At 62.1% G+C, this 21,803-nt stretch carries 12 protein-coding genes; 6 read left to right on the top strand and 6 right to left on the bottom strand.

Annotated elements, in window-relative coordinates; genetic code table 11:
- Positions 1 to 35: 35 nt before the first annotated feature.
- Complete coding sequence (locus VC352_RS13685; protein ID WP_322980099.1) at positions 36 to 5,435, bottom strand: M10 family metallopeptidase; 5,400 nt, start codon at positions 5,433 to 5,435, stop codon at positions 36 to 38.
- 272 nt (positions 5,436 to 5,707) lie between these two features.
- On the opposite strand from VC352_RS13685, the gene VC352_RS13680 reads away from it, so the two are divergent.
- From VC352_RS13680 to VC352_RS13665, 4 genes are all read left to right on the top strand, one after another.
- Positions 5,708 to 7,627 carry a DUF294 nucleotidyltransferase-like domain-containing protein gene (locus tag VC352_RS13680; RefSeq protein ID WP_322980098.1) on the top strand — a complete coding sequence of 640 codons (1,920 nt, stop codon included), beginning with the start codon at positions 5,708 to 5,710 and terminating at the stop codon, positions 7,625 to 7,627.
- Entirely contained in the window at positions 7,624 to 8,331 is a 708-nt protein-coding gene (locus VC352_RS13675) for a 3'-5' exonuclease (protein ID WP_322980097.1), read from the top strand. The genes VC352_RS13680 and VC352_RS13675 overlap by 4 nt, the downstream gene beginning before the upstream one ends.
- 287 nt (positions 8,332 to 8,618) lie before the next feature.
- A complete protein-coding gene (locus VC352_RS13670) occupies positions 8,619 to 9,128 on the top strand; it encodes a DUF2199 domain-containing protein (protein WP_322980096.1) in 510 nt (169 codons plus the stop codon).
- Positions 9,129 to 9,282: 154 nt separating this feature from the next.
- Entirely contained in the window at positions 9,283 to 9,444 is a 162-nt protein-coding gene (locus VC352_RS13665) for a DUF2986 domain-containing protein (RefSeq protein WP_322980095.1), read from the top strand.
- Positions 9,445 to 9,501: 57 nt separating this feature from the next.
- Here the strand turns inward: VC352_RS13665 and VC352_RS13660 are convergent, their stop codons facing one another.
- Positions 9,502 to 10,404 carry a LysR family transcriptional regulator gene (locus tag VC352_RS13660; RefSeq protein ID WP_322980094.1) on the bottom strand — a complete coding sequence of 301 codons (903 nt, stop codon included), beginning with the start codon at positions 10,402 to 10,404 and terminating at the stop codon, positions 9,502 to 9,504.
- A 143-nt stretch (positions 10,405 to 10,547) separates the two neighbouring features.
- Between VC352_RS13660 and VC352_RS13655 the strand changes: the two genes are divergently transcribed.
- Positions 10,548 to 11,936 carry an L-serine ammonia-lyase gene (locus tag VC352_RS13655; RefSeq protein ID WP_322980093.1) on the top strand — a complete coding sequence of 463 codons (1,389 nt, stop codon included), beginning with the start codon at positions 10,548 to 10,550 and terminating at the stop codon, positions 11,934 to 11,936.
- Between the two features lie 1,076 nt (positions 11,937 to 13,012).
- Here VC352_RS13655 and VC352_RS13650 read toward each other — a convergent pair.
- The gene (locus VC352_RS13650) at positions 13,013 to 14,665 is read right to left on the bottom strand and encodes a BCCT family transporter (protein ID WP_322980092.1); all 1,653 of its coding nucleotides are present in this window, start codon (positions 14,663 to 14,665) and stop codon (positions 13,013 to 13,015) included.
- A 192-nt stretch (positions 14,666 to 14,857) separates the two neighbouring features.
- Entirely contained in the window at positions 14,858 to 16,525 is a 1,668-nt protein-coding gene (locus VC352_RS13645; RefSeq protein ID WP_322980091.1) for a BCCT family transporter, read from the bottom strand.
- 282 nt (positions 16,526 to 16,807) lie between these two features.
- Here VC352_RS13645 and cls point away from each other — a divergent pair, with 282 nt between their 5' ends.
- Positions 16,808 to 18,253 carry a cardiolipin synthase gene (gene cls / locus VC352_RS13640; RefSeq protein ID WP_322980090.1) on the top strand — a complete coding sequence of 482 codons (1,446 nt, stop codon included), beginning with the start codon at positions 16,808 to 16,810 and terminating at the stop codon, positions 18,251 to 18,253.
- Positions 18,254 to 18,256: 3 nt separating this feature from the next.
- Here the strand turns inward: cls and VC352_RS13635 are convergent, their stop codons facing one another.
- Positions 18,257 to 19,468, bottom strand: a complete 1,212-nt coding sequence (locus tag VC352_RS13635; RefSeq protein ID WP_322980089.1) for a PepSY-associated TM helix domain-containing protein — start codon at positions 19,466 to 19,468, stop codon at positions 18,257 to 18,259.
- Positions 19,469 to 19,518: 50 nt separating this feature from the next.
- Positions 19,519 to 21,609 carry a TonB-dependent siderophore receptor gene (locus VC352_RS13630; protein ID WP_322980088.1) on the bottom strand — a complete coding sequence of 697 codons (2,091 nt, stop codon included), beginning with the start codon at positions 21,607 to 21,609 and terminating at the stop codon, positions 19,519 to 19,521.
- Positions 21,610 to 21,803 lie beyond the last annotated feature (194 nt).

Here is a 21,803-nt window from a genome sequence, read left to right as displayed (position 1 = left end):
ACCACCACGGCGATTTACGCCCGCCCAGGAGCCGATCAACCGAAGAGGAAGTCGTCCTGGCGCAGTTCGTTCACCCCCAGCAGGCGGATTTCGAAGGCATTGCTCGCCCCCGCATCGACGGAACCATAGAGCGTGCCGGCCTCGAAGCGCAGTTGATGACTACTGGCAGACTCCGCATCGAATGACTGGCCAACGAAACTGAAATCCTGCGCCCCATCGCCCTGCAACTGGATCTTGTCACCATCCAGACGGCGGAAATCGGTGATCAGCGCATCCGCGCCGTCGTTCAGGCCGAGCCAGCTCAGATCGAAGCGGAAGGTGTCAGCGCCCCGGCCACCGGTCAGGGTATCGAAGCCGCCCATCCCGACCAGGATATCGCTGCCATCGCCGCCGCTCAGGGTGTTGTTGCCCTGGTTACCGGTCAACAGGTTGTTGCCGGCATTGCCGGTGAGGTTTAGAGCAATATTGCCCGTCTCACTGGCATCGAGATTTTCAAGGTGGGTCGCCAGGGTAATGGTCGAGGCCTTTGGCAATTGCACACCACCGCGCAGGATGAGCGTGTCGATACCTTCGTTGGCGTTTTCGACGATGCGATCCTGCAGAGCATTGCTCGCCGTGAGATCAACCCAATAGGTGTCATCGCCCTTGCCTCCGCGCAGCGTATCCACGCCAGCGCCACCATCGAGGGTGTTGTTGCCGTCGTTGCCGGTCAGCGTGTTGGCCAGGGCATTGCCGGTGGCATCGAGGTTGGCGCTGCCCAGCAGGCTCAGGTTCTCCAGGTTATCGCCCAGGACATAGCTCACGTAGGCCTTCACCAGGTCGATGCCGCCATTGGCTTGCTCGATCACCGTATCGCCAGCGCCGACGATATAGGTGTCGTTGCCACCGAGGCCACGCAGTTCGTTGGCTGCGGCATTCTGCGAGCCGTCCAGGACGTTGGCCAGACCGTTGCCTGTGCCGCTGATAGCCTGGTTGCCGGTCAGCTCCAGGTTTTCCAGGCCGTTGCCGAGGGTGTAGGCGATGCTTGCCCGTACGGTGTCGAGTCCGGCGCTGTCGATGATCACATCGCCCACATCATCCACGATGTAGGTGTCATTACCCGCGCCACCGTTCATCGTGTCGGCGCCAAGGCCGCCATCGAGCACGTTGTTCGCCGCGTTGCCAATCAAGGTGTTGGCGAGGTCGTTACCGGTCAGGTTGAAGGCGACCTTGCTGGTCAGCGTGGCGTTCTCGACATGCTCACCCAGCGTGTAAGTGCCACCCGCCGTGGCGATGGCAACCTGCACCAGATCGATGCCTTGATCGGCCTGCTCGGTGACCACGTCACCGAGGTTGTCGACCACGTAGGTGTCGTTGCCGTCACCGCCGATCAGGGTGTCGGCACCGGCGCCGCCGTTGAGCACATTGTTCGCCGCGTTGCCGGTCAGGACGTTGTCCAGCGCGTTGCCGGTGAGGTTCAGGCGGGTGGTGCTGGTATCGCTGGCGTCGAGGTTTTCGACGTTGTTGGCCAGGGCGATGGTCGCGACCGTGGTCAGCGCCGCATTGCCACCGCGCAACTGGACGGTATCGCTGCCCTCATTGAGGTTTTCGAAGAGCTTGTCTTCGAGGGCGTTCTTCATGGTCAGGTCGACGACGTAGGTGTCGTCACCCTTGCCACCGCGCAGCGTGTCCACGCCGGCGCCGCCATCGAGGGTGTTGTTGCCATCGTTGCCGGTGATGACGTTGGCCAGGCCGTTGCCCGTGCCGGAAAGATCATCACTGCCCAGCAGGGTCAGGTTCTCCAGATTAAGCCCCAGTTCGAAGTCGACATAGGACTTGACCAGATCAATCCCACCCTTGGCATCGTTCTCGATCACGCTGTCGCCCGCACCAACGATATAGGTATCGTTGCCAGCCAGGCCCGAGAGGATATTGGCAGCGCTGTTCTGCGAGCCGTCCAGGACGTTGGCCAGAGTGTTGCCGGTTCCGGCGATGGCCTGATCGCCGGTCAGCACGAGATTTTCCAGGCCGTTGCCGAGGGTGTAAGCAATGCTTGCCCGCACGGTGTCGATACCGGCGCTGTCGATGATCACGTCGCCGCTGTCATCGACGATGTAGGTGTCGTTGCCCGCGCCACCGTTCATCGTGTCGGCCCCCAGGCCGCCATCGAGCACGTTGTTCGCCGCGTTGCCAATCAGGGTGTTGTTCAGATCGTTGCCGGTCAGGTTGAAGGCGACCTTGTTGGTCAGCGTGGCGTTCTCGACATGCTCGCCCAGCGTGTAAGTGCCACCCGCCGTAGCAATGGCAACCTGCACCAGATCGATGCCTTGATCGGCCTGTTCGGTGACCACATCACCGAAATTGTCGACCACGTAGGTGTCGTTGCCGTCACCGCCAATCAGGATATCGGCACCGGCGCCGCCGTTGAGCACATTGTTCGCCGCGTTGCCGGTAATGACGTTGTCCAGCGCGTTGCCGGTCAGGTTCAGGCGCGTGCTTCCGGTATCGCTGGCGTCGAGATTTTCGAAGTTGTTGGCCAGGGCAATGGTGGCCACCGTGGACAGGGCCGCATTGCCACCGCGCAACTGGACGGTATCGCTGCCTTCGTTGAGGTTTTCGAAGAGCTTGTCTTCGAGGGCGTTCTTCGTGGTCAGGTCGACGATATAGGTGTCGTCGCCCTTGCCACCGCGCAGCGTGTCCACGCCGGCGCCGCCATCGAGGGTGTTGTTGCCGTCGTTGCCAGTGATGGTGTTGACCAGGCCGTTACCCGTGCCGTCGATATGGGCAGTGCCCTGCAGCGTCAGGTTCTCCAGGTTGTCGCTCAGGGTATAGGAGGCACTGGCCAGTACGCTGTCCACGCCGGCGCTGTCGATGATCACGTCGTCGCTGTCGTCGACGATATAGGTGTCGTTACCAGCACCGCCATTCATGATGTCGGCGCCGGCGCCACCGTCGAGCACGTTGTTCGCCGCATTGCCGATCAGGGTATTGGCGAGGCTGTTACCGGTCAGGTTGAAGGCAACCGTATTGGTCAGCGTGGCGTTCTCGACATGCTCGCCCAAGGTGTAGGTACCACCCGCCGTGGCGATGGCAACCTGCACCAGGTCGATGCCTTGATCGGCCTGCTCGGTGACCACATCGCCGACGTTGTCGACCATGTAGGTGTCGTTGCCGTTACCACCGATCATGGTGTCGGCACCGACACCACCATCGAGCAGATTGTCTGCCGCATTGCCAACCAGGCGATTGTTCAGCGCATTGCCGCTCAGGTTGATGCGCAACTGGCCGGTGGCACTGGCATCGAGCGCTTCCATATTGGCCATGAGCGTGATCATCGCCGGGCTGGCCAGATCTGTGTTGCCACCGCGCAGCATCAGCGTATCCATGCCCTCGCCAGCGTTTTCGAGGATCTGGTCTTCGAGAAGGTTGTCCGTCGTCAGATCGACAAAGTAGGTATCGTCACCCTTGCCACCGCGCAACGTATCCACGCCAGCAGCACCATCGAGGACGTTATTACCGTCGTTGCCGATGATCACGTTAGCCAGGCCATTACCCGTGCCGCTCAGGGCATCACTACCCAACAGGGTCAGATTCTCCAGGTTGTCGCCCAGGGTGAAGCTCACATAGGCCTGTACCAGGTCGATGCCACCGTTGGCTTGCTCGATCACCGTATCACCGGCGCCGACGATATAGGTGTCATTGCCACCCAGGCCACGCAGTTCATTGGCCGCACTATTCTGCGAGCCGTCCAGAACGTTGGCCAATGCGTTGCCCGTACCGGAGATAGCCTGATTGCCTGTCAACACCAGGTTCTCCAGCCCACTGCCAAGGACGTAGGAGGCGCTCGCCCGCACGCTGTCTACGCCAGCGCTGTCGATGATCACGTCACCGCTGTCATCGACGATGTAGGTGTCATCTCCAGCACCACCATTCATGGTGTCAGCACCAGCACCGCCGTCGAGCACATTGTTCGCCGCATTGCCGATCAGGATATTGGCGAGGCTGTTGCCGGTCAGATTGAAGGCAACCGTATTGGTCAGCGTGGCATTTTCCACATGCTCACCCAGGGTGTAGGTGCCGCCAGCCGTGGCGATAGCAACCCGAACCAGATCGGTGCCCTCGTCAGCCAGCTCGACCACCACATCGCCCACGTTGTCGACCACGTAGGTGTCGTTGCCAGCTCCGCCGATCAGGGTGTCTGCACCAGCACCGCCATCGAGGACATTGTTCGCGGCATTACCGACGATCCGATTGTCCGAATTGTTGCCGAGCAGGGTCAGAGCGACGTTACTCGTCTGGCTGGCATCCACCGCTTCGACATCAATGTCCAGGGAGAATGTGCTGCCGAAAAAGCCAGCACTACTGCCACGCAGGATGACCTTGTCATAACCCTCACCGGCATACTCAGTCACTCTGTCGTAGAAGTCGGAGCCTGTTGGAAGATCAATGTAGTAGGTATCGTTGCCGGCTCCTCCGCGCAGCGTGTCCCTGCCTTTACCGCCATCGAGTACGTTGTCAGCACTGTTGCCGATCAACGTATCGTTGTAGTCGCTGCCGATGGCGTTCTCGATCACCGCGCCATAGGCGATAGTCAGGAAGTCATTGCGCGATGCCCCAGTGGAATAGTTGTATATGTTCTGGCCAATGGAGCTGAACTCGCCGCTATTGAGGTTGATCTCCACGCCTTTGAGCTGGTTGCTGGCATCGATCGTGTCATTGCCGCCTGCGTCCCAGATGGTCTCGAAAATCTGTGCATTGGCATCCCAGCGATAGACGTTGTCGCCCGTCTGCCAGCTATCGTTGCTGCCGTACAGGTACTGGATGGCGGCGATATCGAAAAGCATCGGGCCAGTGGGCTGGAAGTCGTAGCTGTCGTTGTAGCTCATGACCGTATAGCGCACGTCGTCATAGCGGCCACGCAACACGTAATTACTGGACTCTGAGGCCTCGAACGAGTGCTTCAGGCCCAAGGCGTGACCGATCTCATGGACGAACGTCAGGTAGTCATAGCTACCTGGCGACGGCGCGGATTCATTGGTGGCAAAGCCGACCCATACGTCACCGGCAATCGGACTGCCGCCGGGCAGAAAGGCGAATGCCGCCGTATCCGAGTCGGTCAGGGCATAGCCGCCGAAGCGCAGATCCCCGACCTGACCACCTGCGGTATCGCTCACCTCGGTGAAAGACAGATTGGCAACCGAGCTCCAGTCAGCCAGCGCACTGCGTACAGCATCCTGCTGATTGGCTGTCAGGGCGTAGACATAAGTTCGGGAGCTGATACCGGGCAGATCGTAGAAGTCATAGCTACTCGAGTACAGCGATACGTCAGGATTGGCGAAGCTGTAGGACAGCGGCGCCGTACCTGACCATTTGGTTCCGTAGAGAAGCGCATTGACCGTCGTGGAGACGCTAAGTGATACGTTGGAATACGGGGTGATCTGCTGATAAGTCGGCACGGTACTACGTCCCTGTGAAATCTACGAAAAGCATCTTGTCGGCGGAAAATGGCCACCGTCAGTCCAAGTAAAAAGCGGGATCACGCGTCGGCCGGATGCACATAAAGGCAATGAGCCATTAGCGGACGAGTAGTCTACCGATGAGCCATGACAAATAAATACCGACTGATCCACGACATCGACTTTCCGTCGAACGGCATCTCGTAAAACGGCCTTGCCTGGACAAAATCAGGCGTTATGGTGGAGAACCCTTTCCCCATGACATATGACCCATGCAGATCGAGCTGATCGAGATTCGCGACCACCTGAATCGCTTCGCTCCCTTCGACAACCTGCCCGAGCAGACCCTCGATGAGATCGCCCGTCAGGTACAGGTGGGCTATTTCAAGGCCGGCAGCGAGATTCTTGCCGCTGGCGCGCCGATTCATGAGTTGCACTACGTGCGCAGTGGCGCGGTGGAAACCCATCGGCGTGGCGGGGAACTGCACAACCGTCTGACCGAAGGCGATATCTTCGGTCAGGCCGGCCTGCTGCGCGGCAACAAGGTGCGTCTGGGCGCGCGCGCACTGGAAGATAGCCTGATCTACTTCATCCCTGGGCCGCTGTTTCAGCAGCTCTGCGACCAGTTCGACAGTTTCGCCGATTTCGTCGAGGCCGAAGGTCAGTCGCGCCTCAAGTCGGCCCTGGAAGACAGCCACGGCAAGGCCAGCGAGCTGATGAAGATCAAGGTGCGCAAACTGATCAGCCGCTCGCCGGTCAGCGTGCCGCTGGACATGCCCGTGCAGCAGGTGGCCAAGGTGATGAGCGAGCAGAGCGTGTCCTCGGTGATCATCGTCAATCCCGCCCGGCGCTGGCCCAACCCCGCGCAGGTGCAGGTGGCCGATCAGCAGAATCAGGTGATGGCCGGTATTCTCACCGACCGCGACCTGCGCACCCGCGTGCTGGCCGAGGGGCTGCCCGGCGACACGCCGGTGAGCCAGGTGATGACCCCCGGACCGGTCACCGTGCAGGCCGACGAATCGGTGTTCGAGGCCATGCTGTGCATGCTGCGCAACAACATCCACCACCTGCCCGTGCTGCAGCGCCGCCGCCCGGTGGGCATGATCTCGCTGGCCGACGTGATTCGCTACGAGTCGCGCAGCAGCCTCTATCTGGTCAACAGCATCTTCAACAAGACGTCGGTGGAAGGCCTCAAGAGCCTGCTGCCGGATCTGCACGCCACCTTCGTGCGCATGGTCGCCGACGACGCCAGCGCACACATGGTCAGCCGCGCCATGAGCAGCATCGGCCGCGCCTTCACCCGGCGCCTGCTGATTCTCGCCGAGGAAAAACTCGGGCCGCCGCCGGTGCCCTACTGCTTCATGATCGCCGGCTCGATGGCGCGTGACGAACAGTTGCTGCTCACCGACCAGGACAACGCCCTGGTGCTCGACGACAGCTTCAACCCGGAGCTGCACGACCCCTACTTCGCCGAAATGGCCCAGTTCGTCAGCAACGGCCTGTCCGCCTGCGGCTACGCCTATTGCAAGGGTGGGATCATGGCCAGCAACCCGAAATGGCGCCAGCCGCTGAAGGTGTGGCGGCAGTACTTCAGCGAATGGATCGAACGGCCCAACCCGGAAACCCTGCTCAACAGCAGCATTTTCTTCGACCTCGACGGTGTCTACGGCAAGACCGCGCTGGTGGAGAACCTCAAGGAAATGCTGGCGGAAAAGGCCAGCGCCACGCCGGCCTTCCTCGCCGCGCTGGCGCGCAACGCGCTCAACCGCACGCCACCGCTGGGCTTCTTCCGTACCTTCGTGATGGAAACCGATGGCCGGCAGAAGAACATCATCAACCTCAAGGGTCGTGGCACCGCGCCGCTGACCGACCTGATCCGCGTGCACGCCCTGGCCTGCGGCTCCAAGGCGCAGAACTCGCTGGAGCGTCTCGACGCCATCGCCGCCACCAAGCTGCTGCCTCAGGAGGCGCTGGACCATCTGCGCTACGCCTACGAGTTCCTCAGCCTGGTGCGCATCCGCCACCAGGCGCGCGAAGTAGAAGCCGGCAACCCGCCCGATAATTACGTCGAGCCGGAAAAATTCAGCTCCAGCGAACGCCACCACCTCAAGGAAGCCTTCCAGGTGGTGAGCAATGCGCAGAAATTCCTGCGCTTCCGTTACCCGGCCCAGCCACTGCCGCGTCCACAATGACGGCGTACCAGAACCAGGATTGGTCGCAACGTTTCGCCGAGCTTGCCGCCAGCAGCCAGGACGAGCGTTTGCGGGCCTATTACGCCGCCGGCTGCATCGCCGCCGATACACCACTGGCCGACGTACCGTTGGTGGCGCTGGACGTGGAGACCACCGGCCTCGACCCGCACCAGCACGCCATCGTCAGCCTCGGCCTGGTGCCAATGGATCTGCAACGCATCCGTTGCGCCGAGGCGCGTTACTGGGTGGTCAAACCCACTCGCGAGCTGAGCGCCGAGTCGGTCACCTTCCACCACATCACCCACTCCGACGTCCGCCATGCCCCGCGCCTGGCCCATGTACTGGATGAACTACTCGAAGCCCTGGCCGGCAAGGTGGTGGTGGCGCACTACCGCAACATCGAGCGCAACTTCCTCGACCAGGCGCTACGCCAGCACCTCGGTGAAGGCCTGCTCTTCCCGATCATCGACACCATGGAACTGGAAGCCCGAGTGCATCCCAAACGCAGCATCAGTTGGTGGGATCGCCTGCGCGGCCGCAAGCGCATCTCCATCCGCCTGGCCGACAGCCGCCTGCGCTACGGCCTGCCGCTGTATTCCGCACACCACGCCCTGACCGACGCCCTGGCCTGTGGTGAACTGCTGCAGGCGCAGGTGGCGACGCATTACCCAGCGCATACGCCTGTGGGGGCGGTTTGGAGCTGACCTCCCCTACAGAAGCGAACTCATTCTCGAAACCTTGTTCTCTTCCATGATGGAAGAAGGCAAAAAGGCCGCATGGACACCTCCACACGAATGGACTAGCTTCTGCTCCCGATGCTAGCGCCGAGCCATCAGCCAAACTGAGATTCCCAAGCCTTTTTCTTCCGCTGCTGCCATGCGCGCTTCATGCACGGTCAAATAGGCGAGCGTACGAATGAAGAGTTGTGTATGAGATGCCGGCCAGAAACGCGACGACGATGTCGCCTCATGAATCATCAGGTGCCAAAGGGATGACCGGTTTCAACTGTGCGACATGCGGGCAATTTCATGATGAATTGCCAGTGGTATGGGGGGCCCCTGCCCCTGAACTCTGGTTCTCACTACCAGAATCTGAACGCGCAGAGCGCGCTGATCTCTCGTCTGACCAATGCATTATCGATGGTGAACACTTCTTCATATTGGGTCGGATCTCAATACCCGTTCATGACTCCCCAAACCCTTTTACCTGGCTTGCCTGGGTTTCGCTCAGCGAAGAAAACTTCAATCGTGCATCAGCGCTTTGGAACGTTGAAGGCCGTGAGTCAGAACCAGCCTATTTCGGGTGGCTACAAAGCGCACTACCGTATCAACCCTCGACACTGAGCCTTAAAACGCACGTCAAGACCCAGGCTTTAGGGGAACGCCCTCTGATTGAGATAGAGCCTTCGGATCATCCCCTCTCTCTTGAACAACTTCATGGCATCAGCATGCAGCGTGTTCAGCAAATCGCTGAGAAGGCACTGCATGGGAGCAAGATCTAAACCCTTCGCGGCGCTAACCGAGGTGGGCTGAGCAAGTAGCCTGGGTAGAGCAGCGCGAAACCCGGGAACTCACAAATAATGGGTTTCGCCGTGCTCTACCCATCCTACGGCTACCAGCAATACCTTCAATCTATGACAGCGCAGACGCACACCCATGAATCGCCGCAAAAAGATCAAGCAACTGCTCGAAGCCCACGCCAAGAAGGCCAATGCCAAGCTTGCGCCCAAAAGCAACAAACCCAAGTACATCAGCAAGGCTGACAGGGCGAAGCTGGAGGCGGAAGTGGCTCAAGAGCCTCTCGCGTCCGTTGAGTAAAAACCGAAAAAGCCAAGAGCATCGCGGCTGAAGCCGCTCCTACCCGGCCGTACGGGGCTAACCCAGCACTCTGTCTGCCGTGTACACCGCCTCGTCGAGAAAGACGTTGACCGCCGGATGATCCCGCTCGCCCTTGCGGTAGGCCAGGAACACGCCGCGCTGGATGTCCGGCAGCAGCGGTACGGCGATGACGCCCGGTAGCGGACGCACCAGGCGCAGGCCGGAAACGATGGAGATGGAGTTGCCTGAAGCGACCATCGCCGCGACCATCTCGAAGCCGGCGCAGTGGGCGTTGATACGCGGCGCATAGCCGGAACGGCGACACAGATTGGTGATGAACTCGCCGAACGAGCTGCCGCTGGAATCCAGCGCCCAGGCTTCGTCTCGCAGATCGGCGACGGTCAAACTGTCGCGCCTGGCCAGGGCATGGTCGATGGGCAGCAGCACGTGCAGCAAGTCCTGGGTCAGGGGAAGCAGCGCGTAGTGCTCGCGGTTCTCGTCCAGAGTCACGGCCAGGTCGTCGATCACTGCCACGTCGATCTGCCAGGAGCCCAGGGCACTAAGGCTTTCCTGCGGTTCCAGATCCAGTACCACCACGTTCAGCCGTGGATAGGCGCTGCGTAGCGCTCGCACGGTTTCCGCGATCACCGCCACGGCGATCGAGGGGAACGCCGCCACCCGCAGCTCACCCGCGATCTCGCCACGCAACAGCGCCAGCTCCGAACGGGCTTCGTCGAGTACCGTGAGGATGCGCTCGGCATGCGCCACCAACCGCTCGCCGGCCGGGGTCAGCACCACCCCACGCCCGCGTCGCTCGACCAACGCCACGTCGACTTCGCGTTCGAGCTGAGCGACCTGCTGCGACACCGCCGAGGGTGTCAGGTGCAGCGACTCGGCAGCAGCCGCCATGGTGCGGCAGCGGGCCAGTTCGCGCAGGGTTCGCAGGCGGATGATGTCCATGACGCAATCTCAATAGTTAAGCGACGCTAACGAATACGTTAAAAATAAATCAGTATACATAATGATAGGGCCGTTCTTAGATAGGGCATCCACACGCGCGTAACCGGGCGCGTGTTCAATCAATCGACCAGAAGAACTCCGCCATGGCTATCAGCGTTTTTGACTTGTTCAAAGTGGGTATCGGCCCGTCCAGCTCCCATACCGTCGGCCCGATGCGCGCCGCCGCGCTGTTCACCCACGCCCTGGAAAACCACGAGCACATGCCCAAGGTGACCCGCGTAGTTGCCGAGCTGTATGGCTCGCTGGGCGCCACCGGCAAAGGCCATGGCAGCGACAAGGCGGTGCTGCTCGGCCTCAGCGGCCATGAGCCGGATACCGTCAACGTCGATCAGGTGCCCGAATACATCGAGGCCATTCGTCGCGACAAGCGCATCGTCCTGGCCGGCAAGCATGCCGTGGCCTTCGACGAAAAAGCCGACCTGAAGATGTTCCGCAAGGCGCTGCCGCTGCACGCCAACGGTCTGCGCTTCGCTGCCTTCGATGCCGCCGGCATCCAGCTGCATGAAGCCACCTACTACTCGGTGGGCGGCGGCTTCGTGGTCAGCGAGGCGGTACTGGCCGACGGCAGCAAGCAGAAGATCATCGCCCCGGACGCCACCTCCCTGCCGCTGCCCTTCCGCAGCGGCGCCGACCTGCTCAAGCTGACCCGCGAGCATGGCATCGGCATCGCCGAAGTGATGCGCCGCAACGAGCGCCACTGGCGCACCGACGAAGAAACCGACGCCGGTCTGCTGAACATCTGGAAAGTCATGCAAGCCTGCGTGGATCGTGGCTGCCGTACCGAGGGCATCCTCGCCGGCGGCTTCAAGGTACGCCGCCGCGCCGCCATCCTGGCGCGCAAACTGGGCGGTTTCCAGCGCAGTTACATCGAAGACCCGCTGCGCATGCTCGACTGGGTGAACCTCTGGGCGCTGGCGGTGAACGAGGAGAACGCCGCTGGTGGTCGCGTAGTCACTGCACCGACCAACGGCGCCGCCGGTATCGTCCCGGCGGTGCTGCACTACTACGCCAACGCCATCTCCGGTGCCAACGAGCGCGGCATCATCGACTTCCTGCTCACCGCCGGTGCCATCGGCATCCTGTACAAGGAAAACGCCTCGATCAGCGGCGCTGAAGTGGGCTGCCAGGGTGAAGTCGGCGTGGCCTGCTCGATGGCCGCTGGCGCGCTGTGCGCGGTACTGGGTGGCACCCCGGAGCAGGTCGAGAACGCCGCCGAGATCGGCATGGAACACCACCTGGGCCTGACCTGCGACCCGGTCGGCGGCCTGGTGCAGATCCCCTGCATCGAACGCAACGCCATCGCCTCGGTGAAGGCGATCAACGCCGCACGCATGGCGCTGTACGGCGACGGCGCGCACTACGTGAGCCTGGACAAGGTGATCAAGACCATGCGCGAGACCGGTGCCGACATGCTGACCAAGTACAAGGAAACCGCTCGTGGCGGCCTGGCGGTGAATATCATCGAGTGCTGATGGCCAGCCAGGATTGCTCGTTCTTGATGGTTTGAGCACCAGCAGCGCTTTATTGAAAACCCGATGCCAGGTCTTGGCATCTGGTTTTTTGCGTTTTCGTGGCGTTGGTCTTGATACCGGATTGGCAAGTTTGTGTGTTGGCTTGCTGGTTGTTCGGGTGTCTGTTCCGGATTGCCGCGTTTTTGCTGATGTTTTTGGTTTCGCCCTCCCGGGCGAGTGACTTTGCGGGCAAAGTAACCAAACCCTTCCGCCCGTTCATCCGGCCCTCGCTACGCGAGGGTTCGTTCACTCCATCGCCGCTCCAGAGGCCCGCCACGATGGGCCATCCATGGCCCTCCGTGGCTCTCGCGACATCCTGTCGCTCAACCTCTTCCACGACGACTCCGTTCACCCTCCTGGGCGGGCTCTGCACGCGCCTGAACGCCAGGTAACCCAGAAGGGATAAGGAGTGGTCAGCCAGAGGGCTGACCGGAATGCCGGCTGCAGGCCGGCAAGCTATCCACGTATATGAAACTACTTGAATGAGATAACGCGACGGCCACATCGCGACTACACAGCCACCAGAGCACGCAGGACTATCCTTGCATACCTGTTCGCTCAGGCGCGCGAATGGCCCCTTCAGGAGGGTGAGTGGAATCGTTGCGCAGAGGGGCGAGCGGCATGGATGCCGCGAGAGGCGTAATGGGCCAGGGATGGCCCATGTACGCCGACCCTCGGAGCGGCGATGGAGCGAACGAACCCCGGCGAAGCCGGGGCCGGATGATGGGGTGCGCTTTCTTTTGCTTACTTTTCTTTGCGCACTTCAAAGAAAAGTGAGTCGCCCGAAGGGGCGAAACCCGGAATAACTGAACACACAGGAGCGGCGTCCAGAACACCCAACAAGCCACCACCCAACACACAAACTTGCCAATCCGGTATCAATCAAACAGCCCCTGCTAGCCCACACCATGCACCAAGTCTCTAGCCTTGAGCAGTGACGCTCATCCATGTTCAGCCCCCATAAACGACAACGCCCCTATTCCGAGATAGAGGCGTTGCTCAGACCAAAGCCGCCGACAGCGGCACCGGCTTACTGCTTAGCGCGGTTCGCTCATCAGCCCTTTGATGATCGCCACACAGCCGACCAGCAGCACGATGGTGAACGGCAGACCGGTAGACACCGCCATGGCCTGCAGGGCCACCAGGCCACCGCCGAGCAGCAGTGCCACAGCCAGCGCACCTTCCATGACCACCCAGAACACCTTCTGCGAAACCGGCGAGTTGATCTTGCCGCCTGCGGTGATGGTGTCGATCACCAGCGAACCGGAGTCCGACGAGGTGATGAAGAACAGCACGACCAGGACGATGGCAGCGAAGGAGCTGATGGCACTGATCGGCAACTGATCGAGCATGACGAACATCTTCAGTTCCAGCGCAGCCTGGCTCAGCTCGGTCAGGCCCCCCAGGGCCTGGTGCAGCGCGGTACCACCGAAGGTGCTCATCCAGATCACCGAAACCAGCGACGGCACCAGCAGTACGGCAGTGAGGAATTCACGCACGGTACGGCCACGGCTGACGCGCGCGATGAACATGCCCACGAACGGCGACCAGCTGATCCACCAGGCCCAGTAGAAGGCCGTCCAGCCCTGGCTGAAGTTGGCGTCTTCACGGCCGACCGGGTTGGACAGCGCCGGCAGGTATTGCAGGTAAGCGCCGAGGTTGTCCAGCACACCGCTCAGCAGCAGCGCGGTGGGGCCGGCGATCAGCACGAACAGCAGCAGCACCAGGGCCAGACCCATGTTGAGTTCGGAGAGGATCTTCACACCCTTGTCCACGCCGGTCACCACCGAGCACAGCGCGATCAGGGTGATCACGGCGATCAGCACGACCTTGGTGGTGGTATCGGCCGGCAGGCCGAACAACACATGCAGGCCCGCCGTGGCTTGCTCGGCACCCAGGCCCAGTGAGGTCACCAGACCGAACAGGGTGGCGAATACCGCCAGGATGTCGATGATGTGGCCTGGCCAGCCCCACACGCGCTCACCCAGCAGCGGGAAGAAGATCGAGCGGAACGACAGCGGCAAGCCCTTGTTGAAGGCGAACAGACCCAGCGCCAGGGCGACGATGGCGTAGATCGCCCAGGGGTGCAGGCCCCAGTGGAAAATGGTGGTGGCCATGCTCAGACGCGCCGCTTCAGCGGAGTCGCCGGCAGCCCCGCCGAGCGGTGCCCAGTCGGAGCGCACGCCATTGGCATCGACCACCGTACCGCCCAGGGCGGTGCCGTAGTGCGACATCGGCTCGGCGACGCCGTAGAACATCAGGCCAATGCCCATGCCCGCCGCGAACAACATGGCGAACCAGGAGAAATAGGAGTAGTCGGGCCGGGCCAGGGTGCCGCCAAGACGTACCTTGCCCAACGGGGAAACGATCAGACCCAGGCACAACAGCACGAAGATGTTGGCCGAGCCGATGAAGAACCAGGAAAGGTGTACGGTCAGCCAGTCACGCACGGACTTGAACAGGGGTTCGACCTGATCGTGCATGGCCATGGCCAGGGTGACGAAAATCAATGCGGCAACGGCCGATACCAGGAACACCACACCGTGGATATCCAGATTGACCAGATAGCGGCCACGGATGTTGTCCTGGCCGACCACGTAATCGGTGTCGATGAGATTTGCCGCGCCACTTGGGGCGGGAATACCGTCTGCTGTTGAGTCGTTCTTGCGTGACGCGGGGCCTTGGCTCAAGGGGCTGCTCCTTCTTTTTTTATTCGCGAGCAATGCGGCGATTGCCGCTGCTATACGCGGATGCAGACGCTATCAGAAGGAAAATCGGCCCTGCGCTGCGCAAGCGGCGCGGGCTTTCCCATTAGCGACCGCCAGGCGGGAATGAAAAAACGCGCCCGAAGGCGCGCTCTTTTTATCCAGCCGACGGGCGCGTCAGCGTGGTTCGCTCATCAGCCCCTTGACGATGGAAATGCAGCCCACCAGCAACACGATGGTGAACGGCAGACCCGTCGATACCGCCATGGCCTGCAGCGCCACCAGGCCGCCGCCGAGCAGCAGGGCGATGGCGATGACGCCTTCGATGCTGGCCCAGAACACGCGCTGCGGTACCGGCGCATTGACCTTGCCGCCGGCGGTGATGGTGTCGATCACCAGCGAGCCGGAGTCCGACGAGGTGATGAAGAACACCACCACCAGCACGATGCCGATGAACGAGGTGATGCCGGTCAGTGGCATCTCGCCGAGCATGCTGAACAGCTTCAGCTCCAGGCCGGCGTCCTGCGCACCGGTAAAGCCATCGACCAGCAACTGGTTGATCGCGGTGCCACCAAAAGCGGTCATCCACAGCACCGACACCAGCGACGGCACCAGCAGCACGGCAACGAGGAACTCACGCACGCTGCGGCCACGGCTGACCCGCGCGATGAACATGCCGACGAACGGCGACCAACTGATCCACCAGGCCCAGTAGAAGGCGGTCCAGCCCTGGCTGAAGTTGACGTCCTCACGCCCCACCGGGTTGGCCAGCGCCGGCAGGTATTGCAGGTAGGCGCCGAGGTTCTTGAAGAAGTCGGTGAAGATCACCAGGGTCGGCCCGACGATGATCACGAACAACAACAAGGCCAGGGCCAGGGCCATGTTGATCTCCGACAGGCGCTTGACCCCCTTGTCCAGACCGGCAACGACCGAAGCCAGGGCGATCAGGGTGATGGCCACGATCAACAGCACCTTGGTCATGTCCGTAGCGGGAATGCCGAACAGGTACTCCAGGCCGGCAGCCGCCTGCTCGGCACCGAGGCCCAGCGAGGTGACCAGGCCGAACAGCGTGGCGAACACCGCGAGGATGTCGACCACGTGGCCAGGCCAGCCCCAGACACGCTCACCGAGGATCGGGTAGAAGATCGAGCGGATCGACAGCGGCAGGCCCTTGTTGAAGGAGAACAGCGCCAGCGCCAGGGCGACGATGGCGTAGATCGCCCAGGGGTGCAGGCCCCAGTGGAAGATGGTCGCGGCCATGCCCAGGCGCACGGCCTCCTCGGCATTGCCCTGCGCACCACCGAGCGGCGCCCAGTCCGTGCGCACACCATCGGCGCCCACGGTGATCCCGCCCATTGCCGAACTGTAGTGCGACATCGGCTCGGAAACGCCATAGAACATCAGGCCGATGCCCATGCCAGCGGCAAACAGCATGGAGAACCAGCCCATGTAGGTGTAGTCGGGCGTCGCGTCCTTGCCACCGATGCGCACTCGGCCCAAGGGCGAGAAGATCAGGCCGATACAGAGCAGGACGAAGATATTGGCGGCGCCGATGAAGAACCAGGCCATGTGATGGGTGAGCCAGTCGCGCACACCGCTGAACAGCGGCTCGATCTGGTTCTGCAAGGCCAGGGCGAGGATCACGAAGATCACCGCGACCAGCGCGGAGATGGTGAAGACCTTGCCGTGAATGTCCAGGGAGAAGACGAACTGCCCCTGAATGTTGTCCTGACCGATGACGTAATCGGTGTCGATCAGGTTGGCCTCACCGGTCGGTGCCGGGATGCCCTCTTGAATTTCCGCTGCGGGTGGCGGGGTCGTGTCATGCGAAGGGACGTTTCCCATGGTTGGCGTGCTCCTTGATGCGTTTGACTCGCTAGACGAGCGTGAACAGGACGAATGCCCTCCTCCAGTTGAAGTCGACCGACGAGTAGGTCGAACCGAAAAGGGTAACACATGAATTCCGCTCACTCAGAAATCAAGACACGTGAAAGTGCCGAATAATTCCCCGCCCGATGGCAATCTGCCCGCCTCTGCCATTGCCCCCACGGGCATGGCAGGATGGTCGCGAACGCCACGCACCCCACGTGGTCAGCTGCTTACAGCTCGTGCAAAGGAAGACCCTGCATGCCCGCGGATTTCGGCATTCCCCACCTGTTCGCCTACCTGATCGCCGTCATTCACACCCTGGGCGTACTCGCGGCCATTCACGCCGTGCTCACCGTGCGCACCGCGCAGGGCGCCCTGGCCTGGGGCCTGTCGCTGTTCTTCATGCCCTACCTGACGCTGCTGCCGTATCTGGTGTTCGGCCGCAGCCGTTTCGATGCCTACGTGCGAGCAAGGCGCCAGGCCGACAGGGAAATGCGCCTGGCGATGGCCAAGCAGGATTGGCGCCCCTGGGTCGAGGAAGCCAAGGCCGCGCACCTGTCTCCCGCCTATGAGCGCCTGCGTGCGCTGCCGCGCCTGTCACATCTGCCGGGTCTGACGGGCAACCGCGTGCAGTTGCTGGTCGATGGCGAGGCCACCTTCGAAGCGATCTTTGCCGCACTGGCCAGCGCTCGGCAGGTGATCCTGCTGCAGTTCTTCATCATCCGCGACGATGCGCTCGGCCAGCGCCTGCGCGACGTGCTGCTGGAGCGAGCTGCCGCCGGCGTGCAGGTGCACGTGCTGTACGACGGCGTCGGCAGCCACTCGCTGCCCCGCGCCTACATCGATCATCTGCGTCGGGGCGGCGTACAGGTGCATGCCTTCCCGACGCGCGCTGGGCTGTTCAATCGCTTTCAGCTGAATTTTCGCAACCACCGCAAGATCGTCGTGGTCGACGGCGAGATCGGCTTTCTCGGCGGGCTCAACGTCGGCATCGAATACCTCGGGCAGAAGCCACCCCTGGCGCCCTGGCGCGACACCCACGTAGAAGTGCTCGGGCCCGTGGTGGCGAGCCTGCAGGAAGCCTTCGCCGAAGACTGGTACTGGGCCTGCCGCAAGCTGCCACCACTGCTGCTGCCAAGCAAACAGGACGACCCCGGCCTGCTCTGCCAGATGATTGCCAGCGGCCCGGCCGACGCGCAGGAAACCTGCTCGCTGCTGTTCGTCGAAGCGATCCACGCGGCGCGCGAACGGGTGTGGCTGAGCAGCCCCTATTTCGTCCCCGACGAAGCCTTGTCTGCGGCCCTGCGCCTGGCGGTGATGCGCGGCGTCGATGTGCGTCTGCTGCTGCCGTCACGCCCCGACCACCGCATCGTCTATGCCGCCTCCAGCCTGTATGCCTTCGAGGCACTGCGCGCCGGCGTGAGAATCTTCCGTTACCAGCCGGGCTTCCTGCATCAGAAAGCCCTGCTGATCGATCACGATGCCTGCGTGCTGGGCAGCGCCAACCTGGACAACCGCTCCTTCCGCCTGAATTTCGAGGCCAGCCTGCTGACCTTCGACGAGGCCTTCAATGCGCAGGTGGCCACCATGCTGGAAGCGGATTTCAGCCGCTCACGCGAGCTGGTCAACGCCGACCGACGCAACCTGCATCGCCTGCAACAGCTGGGCATGCGCGTGGCGCGGCTGATCTCGCCGATCCTCTGACGCTCAACCGACGAGCTGTGCCGTCGCCCGATTGCGCTGCTCGCCGAGCACCCGCGAGCGGCGCTTCTTCGCCCAGATCACCAGCCCGGTCAGCGACAGGCCGGCCACCGCCAGGCCCAGCAGCGACACCAGGATGCGCCCCGGCAGACCGATGATGCGCCCCGAGTGCAGCGGGAACTGCGCCTGCAGGAAGATATCCCCAGCGCTGCCGGTACCCGGCACATGGGCGCCGGCCAGTTCGCCGCTGCGGCTGTCGACATAGATCCACGGGTTGCCCAGTCCGGCATCGCCATGATCCTCGCCGGGCGCATAGAAGCCGACGCCATAGACGCCAAACTCGGCGGAATGGAACAGGCCGCCGGGCGGCGCCTGCCAGCCCAGGCGTTTGGCCTCGGCTGCGGCAATCGCGATGGCCTCGCGACGGTCGATCTGCGGCACGATCTGCTTGTCCAGCGTCACCGGCGTACGGCTGGCGAAAGGGCTCGGCGTCAGCGGCGAAACCAGCTCCACCAGGGGGCGCACCACCTGGCGTTCGAGGTTCATCGATACCGAGGTGACCGCCAGGATCAGCAGCAGCAGCCAGATCCATACGCCGCCGGACCGGTGCAGGTCGAAGTTCAGCTTGTAGCCGCCCTGACGCCAGCGAAAGGCCAGGGACTTGCGCCAACTGCGCAGATTGGGAAACGACAGCCACAGCGCCACCAGGCAGTCGATGCACCAGACGATGGCGACGATGCCGAAGAACAGGACGCCCAGTTCGAGGCCGAAACCATCCGGGATATGCAGGCTGTAGTGCAGCTTGTAGAGAAATGGCAGCAGGTTCTCCCGGCTCAGGGAGATCGCGCCCCACTCGCGCTGGCCCTGGATCTCACCACTGACCGGATCGATACCGAGCTGGTTGAAGCCCAGCTCGAAAGTCTTACCAGTGGCCGGATCGATGCGCGGATCGACGAAGATATTCAGCGCATGGCCCGGTTCCAGCGCCAGCGGCATGAAGCTCACCTGCAGACGCGGATCACGCGCCTCCAGAGCATCGGCCAGTTGCAGCGGATCCTGCGCTGGCCCTGCGCTTTGCGCGTCGAACAAGTGCGGGTTGAGCCACTCGTCCAGCTCGTGATCCCAGGAGATGATCGCGCCGGTCAGACCGGCGGTAAACAGGAACAGAGCGATGAATAGACCGCACCAGCGGTGCAGCAGTACCAGAATCGGGCGCATGACAGTCTCTCGTCGAACGTGCGGGCCGCTGCAGCGAGCGGCCCGTTCGCTCAGTACTTCCAGGTCAGGGTGGCGCTGACGTTACGTGGCGCGCCGTAATAGGCCTGAGTCCAGTACAGGCTGGTCAGGTACTTCTCGTTGGTGACGTTGTTGAGATTGGCCGACACGCTCCAGTTACGGTCGATGTCGTAGCTGGCCATCAGGTCGACCACGGCGTAGGCATCCTGCTCGGCGATACCGTTGCGAATATCGTCCTGCCAGCGCATGGCGCCCCCCACCTTGAGCTTTTCCAGGCCGGGTACACGGTAGGTGGCCGCTGTCTTGACCATGTGCTTGGGCGAATAGGTCACACCATGCGAGCCATCGGCATTGGTGATATCGACGAAGGTATAGCCCGCGCTGAGCTGTAATCCCTGCACCGGTTCGCCGGAGAACTCCAGCTCGTACCCTTCGCTGGTCAGCCCCTCCACCGCACGGTAGTAAGCGCGACCCGCATCCGTTCCCGCTTGTTCGGCAAAGTTGTCCTGCTCGGTGCGAAACACCGCCAGAGCCACGTTGACCCGGTCGTCGAACAGCTCGCCCTTCACCCCCACCTCGTAGTTCACGCCCTCGACCGGTGCCAGGCGAGAGCCTGTGATGTCGGTCTTGGTCTGCGGATCGAAGATTTCGGTGTAGCTGGCATAGACCGAGTACTCATCGGTGAGGTCGTAAACCACACCGGCATAGGGCACCACCTTGCCGCTGTTCTTCGACGACTTGTCCGCACCGTAGTTGTTGCCATCACTCTTCACATCGACCACTCGAGTGCCAGTGATAAGACTGAGGTCATCGGTCAGACTCCAGCGGGCTGCGCCGTAGACACTCTTCATGCGATCAGTGAAATCACTGCCCCGCGTGGGCTGATCGTTCAAGGGTCTGCCGATGTCTCCATTCCAGTCGTCCAGGGGCGGCAACGCACTGCCGGTGGTCGAGTCGTAATAGGAGATATCGCTCAGTTCCGAGCGCGACCAACTGGCCCCAAGCGCGGCCTCATGCTGGCGACCGGCAAGGCTGAATGGACCACTGGCCTGCAGGTCGACGATCAGTTGCTTGTTCTCGTCCTTGTACTCGGAGGGATAGCTGGTCAGCCCCAGGCCGGTCTCCCTGTTCGGCGTGCCCGCCATGTAGAACAGCGAGCCGTCGCCCTTTTTCTCCACCCGCGTCAGCACCACCTTGGCCTGCCAGTCGTTGGCGAAGCTGTGCGCCAGCTCGGCGAAGGTGCGGTTCTCCTTGACGTCCCAGTAGGCCCAATCGGCCGACGTACTGGTGGAACGCGAGTAGTGGGTTTTCGAACCATCGGTGTAATTCAGCGGCAATGCCCCCCACATCGGCGAGTTGGCATCGCTGGTTTGCAGGGTATGGCCAAGGGTGAAAACGGTGCTGTCGTCCAGATCGAAATCCAGCACGCCATGGAATACGTTCTTCTCGCGCGAGTAGCGGTCGAGGTAGGAATTCTTGTTCTCGTTGGCGTACACCAGGCGCCCGCGCACCGTGCCGGCGTCGTTGAGCGCGCCGGATACGTCAGTATCGATGCGGCGTTTGTCCCAGGAGCCGGCGGTCAGGTCGACCCGCGCCTGCGGCGTGACGGTCGGCCGCTTGCGCACGAAGTTGACCGTCGCCGACGGGTTGCCCGTGCCGGAGATCAGGCCGTTGGCACCGCGAATGACCTCGACTCGCTCGTACATGGCGGTGTCCAGATCGCCTTCGACGTTGCCATAGACGAAGGGCACGGAGATGCCGTCGTACTGGAAGTTGGTGATGTCGAAGCCGCGCGCGGTGTAGTAGGTGCGATCCGTCTCGACCTCCTGCACCTGCACGCCTGGCGCTGCCTTGAGCGCATCGTTGACGCTGGTGAGCTGGAAGTCGCGCAGTTGCGCTTCGGTAATGGTGGAAACCGCCTGCGGCGTCTGCCGTGGCGTCAGGTCGAGCTTGGTCGCGGCGCTGCTGCGCTTGGCTTTGTAGCTGTCGGTATCGGACATCTCGCCGCTGCCCACCACGGATATGGCCTGGAGCTCCATGCTCTGCTGCTCGTCGGCCGAGGCCTGGTTGAAGCTGCAAGCTGCCGCGACGGCCACGGCCAGATGGGTCTTTTTACTGAACAAGGGACGGTCTCCTGATGCGCTGTCGATTGCTGCTGACAGTCCCTTTGCAGCCTTTGCCTCACTGGCGCACCTGCACAACGCAAATGCTAATGATTATCTTCAATATGGTCACAGCAGATCCTCTATTGGTCAACGCTAATTATTTGCATTTGACCTAATTTCTCGAATGAGTAGAGCCTCTCTGACAGGAATCG

It is taken from the genome of Pseudomonas sp. C11 (genome assembly GCF_034683865.1).
Lineage (GTDB): Bacteria > Pseudomonadota > Gammaproteobacteria > Pseudomonadales > Pseudomonadaceae > Aquipseudomonas.
Note: the sequence above shows the minus strand (reverse complement) of the source record. Positions and strands in the feature narration are given on the sequence as shown.

What these genes read in the sequence shown, in the direction of transcription:
- VC352_RS13680 (WP_322980098.1), top strand. Translation starts at nt 5,708, where the DNA reads ATGCAGATCGAGCTGATCGAGATTCGCGACCACCTGAATCGCTTCGCT.
- VC352_RS13675 (WP_322980097.1), top strand. Translation starts at nt 7,624, where the DNA reads ATGACGGCGTACCAGAACCAGGATTGGTCGCAACGTTTCGCCGAGCTT.
- VC352_RS13670 (WP_322980096.1), top strand. Translation starts at nt 8,619, where the DNA reads ATGACCGGTTTCAACTGTGCGACATGCGGGCAATTTCATGATGAATTG.
- VC352_RS13665 (WP_322980095.1), top strand. Translation starts at nt 9,283, where the DNA reads ATGAATCGCCGCAAAAAGATCAAGCAACTGCTCGAAGCCCACGCCAAG.
- VC352_RS13660 (WP_322980094.1), bottom strand. Translation starts at nt 10,404, where the DNA reads ATGGACATCATCCGCCTGCGAACCCTGCGCGAACTGGCCCGCTGCCGC.
- VC352_RS13655 (WP_322980093.1), top strand. Translation starts at nt 10,548, where the DNA reads ATGGCTATCAGCGTTTTTGACTTGTTCAAAGTGGGTATCGGCCCGTCC.
- VC352_RS13645 (WP_322980091.1), bottom strand. Translation starts at nt 16,525, where the DNA reads ATGGGAAACGTCCCTTCGCATGACACGACCCCGCCACCCGCAGCGGAA.
- cls (WP_322980090.1), top strand. Translation starts at nt 16,808, where the DNA reads ATGCCCGCGGATTTCGGCATTCCCCACCTGTTCGCCTACCTGATCGCC.
- VC352_RS13635 (WP_322980089.1), bottom strand. Translation starts at nt 19,468, where the DNA reads ATGCGCCCGATTCTGGTACTGCTGCACCGCTGGTGCGGTCTATTCATC.